Origin of the sequence: Dietzia sp. SLG310A2-38A2 (assembly GCF_014145095.1) — a bacterium.
In the GTDB taxonomy this organism is placed as follows: Bacteria; Actinomycetota; Actinomycetes; order Mycobacteriales; family Mycobacteriaceae; genus Dietzia.
The window spans coordinates 1-4,120 of sequence record NZ_JAALDX010000265.1 but is presented as its reverse complement, the minus strand read 5'-3'; the positions used below and the strand labels follow the sequence as shown (position 1 = coordinate 4,120).

Annotated in this window: 4 protein-coding genes; 1 reads left to right on the top strand and 3 read right to left on the bottom strand. The window is 69.6% G+C overall.

Features of this window, described 5'->3' with window-relative positions; all coding sequences use genetic code 11:
• Positions 1-1,113: PASTA domain-containing protein (locus G6027_RS09770; protein ID WP_182637007.1), on the top strand; the 1,113-nt coding region annotated here is incomplete at its 5' end.
• A gap of 44 nt (positions 1,114-1,157) precedes the next feature.
• On the opposite strand, the gene G6027_RS09765 is transcribed toward G6027_RS09770, so the two are convergent.
• From G6027_RS09765 to G6027_RS09755, 3 genes are read right to left on the bottom strand one after another with little or no spacing between them, the layout of a single operon-like run.
• A complete protein-coding gene (locus G6027_RS09765; protein ID WP_182637006.1) occupies positions 1,158-2,564 on the bottom strand; it encodes a 3-deoxy-7-phosphoheptulonate synthase class II in 1,407 nt (468 codons plus the stop codon).
• A gap of 35 nt (positions 2,565-2,599) precedes the next feature.
• Entirely contained in the window at positions 2,600-3,097 is a 498-nt protein-coding gene (locus G6027_RS09760; protein WP_182637005.1) for a polyadenylate-specific 3'-exoribonuclease AS, read from the bottom strand.
• A gap of 5 nt (positions 3,098-3,102) precedes the next feature.
• Positions 3,103-3,816 (bottom strand): lysophospholipid acyltransferase family protein, encoded by a 714-nt coding sequence (locus G6027_RS09755; RefSeq protein ID WP_346995678.1) that lies wholly within the window; start codon positions 3,814-3,816, stop codon positions 3,103-3,105.
• Positions 3,817-4,120: the final 304 nt, after the last annotated feature.

Below are 4,120 nucleotides of genomic sequence, written 5' to 3'. Positions count from 1 at the left end.
CCGGGGGAGGTCGAGCGGTCCCCCGACCGGACACCGATCCGCCCCCGGCGCAAGCTCGGTCTGCTGTGGCTGGTGGTGGTCCTCGCCGTAGCCCTCGTGCTGGCTCTCGCCGGCTGGTGGCTCGGGTCCGGCCGATTCGTCACCGTCCCCGCGGTTCAGGGCATGTCGGTGGGACAGGCGACCGACGCCGTGAACGAGGTCGGGTTGTCCGCCTCGACCCGCGACGCGTTCAGCAACGACGTCCCCCGGGCGGGTCTGGTCGGGACCGACCCCGAGGCCGGGGCCCGGGTGCCCCGGGGGGAGACGGTGGCGGTCCTGGTCTCAGTGGGCCGCCCGGTCGTGCCCGAGGTGGGCGCCGGACGCGACGTCGACACCGTCTCCGCACTCCTGCGGGAGAACTCGCTCGAACCGGTCCGTGGCGGGAGCGAACACTCCGACTCGGTCCCGGTCGGTCAGGTGGTGGCTCTGGAACCTCGGCCCGGGACGACCGTCGACGTGGGGACCAGGGTGTCGATGGTGACGAGTTCGGGGCCCGCGCCGGTGAGCGTCCCCGAGGTCACGGGACTCGAGGAGGACCAGGCACGGGCCGCGCTGGAGGGGTCCGGCCTCACCGTGTCGGAGGTCAGACGGGTCTACGACGGCGAGGTGGACGGCGGGCTCGCCGTGGGCACCGAACCCGACCCCGGAACGGACGTCGCACGGGGAGACGACGTGACGCTGTTGGTCTCCAACGCGCTCACGGTCCCCGATGTCACGGACGTGCCCGTCGACGAGGCCGCGCAGGTCCTCGAGGAGGCCGGGTTCACCATCGTCCGAGAGGCCCCCGTCACCGACCGGCAGATCTCCGACGGCCGGGTGGTCCGCACCGACCCGCCCGCCGGTCGGCGACTCGATCCGGCCAACGCGGTGTTGCGGATCGTCCCGTCGAACGCCGTGACCGTCCCCGTGGTGTTGGGCGCCAGGGCCTCGAACGCGCAGGAGACCCTGCGGGACGCCGGGTTGAACCCCACCCTCGACACCGGCTCCCGGAGCGGGATCGTCTACGGCCAGAACCCCCTGCCCGGACGGGTCGTGGCCCGGGGCAGTGAGGTCGAGATCGACGCCCTGGGGTGAGGCCGTCAGCGGCGCCCTGCGAGACCGGTCTGGTACCTACGTCCTCAGTTGCGGAGCATCTCGGCCACGAGGTAGGCCAGCTCGAGCGACTGCTGCGTGTTGAGCCGCGGGTCGCACGCGGTCTCGTAGCGGCCGGCCAGATCGAGGTCGGAGATGTCCTGGGCGCCCCCGAGGCACTCGGTCACGTCCTCGCCCGTGAGCTCGATGTGGATCCCGCCCGGATGCGAACCGAGGGCGTGATGGACCTCGAAGAAACCCTGGACCTCGTCGATGATCCGGTCGAAGTGCCGGGTCTTGTAGCCGTTCGACGTGGAATGGGTGTTGCCGTGCATCGGGTCGCACTGCCAGATTACCTTGTGCCCCGAGGCCTCGACGGCCTGCACGATCGGCGGGAGCGCGTCCCTGACCTTGTCGTTGCCCATGCGGGAGACCAGGGTCAGGCGTCCCGGACGATTGCGCGGATCGAGCTTCTCCACGTACTCCACCGCGAGCTCCGGGGTGGTCGAGGGGCCGATCTTCAGACCGATCGGGTTCTCGATGAGTGAGGCGAACGCCACGTGGGCGTCGTCGATCCCACGGGTCCGCTCCCCGATCCACAGGAAGTGAGCCGAGAGGTCGTACAGCCCCTGCTCCGCGTCACCCGTGAGGCCCGTGCCGTCATCGGCCAGTCGCAACATCGCGCGCTCGTAGTCGAGGACCAGCGCCTCGTGGGAGGAGAAGATGTCGGCCGACCGCAGGTTCTCGTCGGAGACACCACAGGCGTCCATGAACCGCAGCCCGCGATCGACCTCCGCCGCGAGCGCCTCGTAGCGCGCGCCGGCCGGCGACCCGGCGACGAACTCCATGTTCCACTCGTGCACGCGGTGCAGGTCCGCCGTCCCCGACGCCGTCAGGGAGCGGACCAGGTTCATGGCCGCGGCGGCGTTGGCGTAGGCGCGGACCAGGCGGGACGCGTCGTGCTCACGAGCGGAGTCCTCCGCCTCGAGCCCGTTGACCATGTCCCCGCGGTACGAGAGCAGGCCGGTGGCGTCCCGGTCCGCGGAGCGCGGTTTGGCGTACTGACCGGCGATCCGGCCGACCTTGACGACCGGCATGGACGCACCGTAGGTCAGGACGACGGACATCTGCAGGAGCGTCCGGATCACGCCCTTGATGTGCGGCTCGGTGTTGGCCTCGAACGTCTCCGCGCAGTCCCCGCCCTGGAGCAGGAATGCACGACCGTGCGCGACGTCGGCCAGCCGATCCGAGAGGTGTTCGACCTCCGATGCCACACAGATGGGCGGCACGCTCTCGAGGACCTTGCGCATCGCCGCGGCGTGATCGGGATCCCACGACGGTTGCTGCAGTGCAGGTCGCGACAGGGCGTCCGCCAGAAGCCGATCGAGGTCCGCCGAGAGCGGGGGGAGGTCGGGAAGCTGTGCGATGTCGACGTCGACTGTCCAGTTGCTCACCCCGCGAGGATACGCCACCACCGCCCGAGGCGACCTCAGAGACCCAGGTGGGGCGCCTTCGCCGCGATCGCCCGGAATCTCATCGACGCATGGCGTGCGTCGCCGAGGGCGTCGTGGGCTCCGCCCGGGTGCGGGGGCAGCTCCGGCTGCCCGGCCATCTCCCACAGCTGTCGCACGTCCCGCGTGAACCTCGGCATCGCCGCCGGCAGCTCGGTCATGTCGCCCCAGAGCTGGCACACCGCGACGTGGTCATAGGCCCCGATCCACGCCCACAACTCGACCGGCCCGGAGATCGGTGCGGTGACGAAGTCGTACAACCCGTCCCGGATCCCCGCCCGCGACATCCAGGCCGGGGACGAGGGATTGGGCAGCTTCGGAAGGACGTTCCGCCGGACCCACGGGCCGGCCTTCGCCGGGTCGAAATCCGTGGACACCGCGTAGAACTCGCGGCCGTCCTCCGCCACCACCCCCACCGACACCAGGTCGATAGTGGTTCCGTCCTCGATAAACTCACAATCGTAGAAGTAGCGCACCGGCGTCAGCGCTGCCCGTCGACGGGATGGTCGAGGAGATTACGCCCGGCCCGTCGCACCGCCTCGTACCGCTTCTTCATGTCGGCTCCGTAGGTATCGTGCACATAGTCCTGACCGGTCATCGCCTGGATGCGCCTCATGAACTCGTCGGTGATCTCCCGCTCCGCCGCACGGTCGCCTTCTCTCCCGGCCCACGGGGTCAGGTCGAGCGGCTCACCGATCATGACCCGCACCTCGACGCGGCTCCGGCGCAACCTGCTGATCTTACGGACGTACTCACCCGTCCCACTCACCCCCACGGGGATGATCGGCACCCCGGCTCGGAGAGCGAGGCGCGCTGGTCCGGTCTTACCGCGGAAAAGCCGTCCGTCCGGTGAGCGGGTGCCCTCCGGGTACATGCACAGGACCTGCCCGGCCGAGAGCACCTCCATCCCGGCGTTCAGTGCGGCCTGAGCGGCGTCCGCGTTGGTGCGATCGATCGGGTGCTGACCGGTTCCGGCGAAGAACCACCTGCTGAGCACGCCGCGGATCCCGGTGCCGGTGAAGTAGTCGCTCTTGGCCAGGAAGGTGACCCGCCTCGGGAGCAGGAGTACCGTGAACAACCAGTCGCCGACGGAGTAGTGGTTCCCCACGAGCAGTGCCGCCCCGCTCACGGGGAAGTTCTCCTGCCCCGTGGTCGTGGTTCGACTGGTCGCTCTCAGGAAGGGACCGATCAGCACGTACTTGAACAACCAGTACAGCAACGTGGGTCACCGGACCTTCCGTCGTTGGGGAGTTGACGGAGCGGATACTACCCGGATTGGTCGGCGAATCCGGACGGGACGAGATTCGGTGGCCACAGTTCGGGATCCGGGACGAAGTTGGCGATTACGGCGCCCGCCTCGGGGTCGAAATGAGAGTCGACAAGTGTGCACCGGGATAGCAACGCGGGAAGCCGGAGCACCGTCCGAAATCCGTCGTGTACCAACCGGAGCCCGTCGCCCTCGACAGAGGGCGGGGTCGTCGGCCGAGCCGGTACCGGGC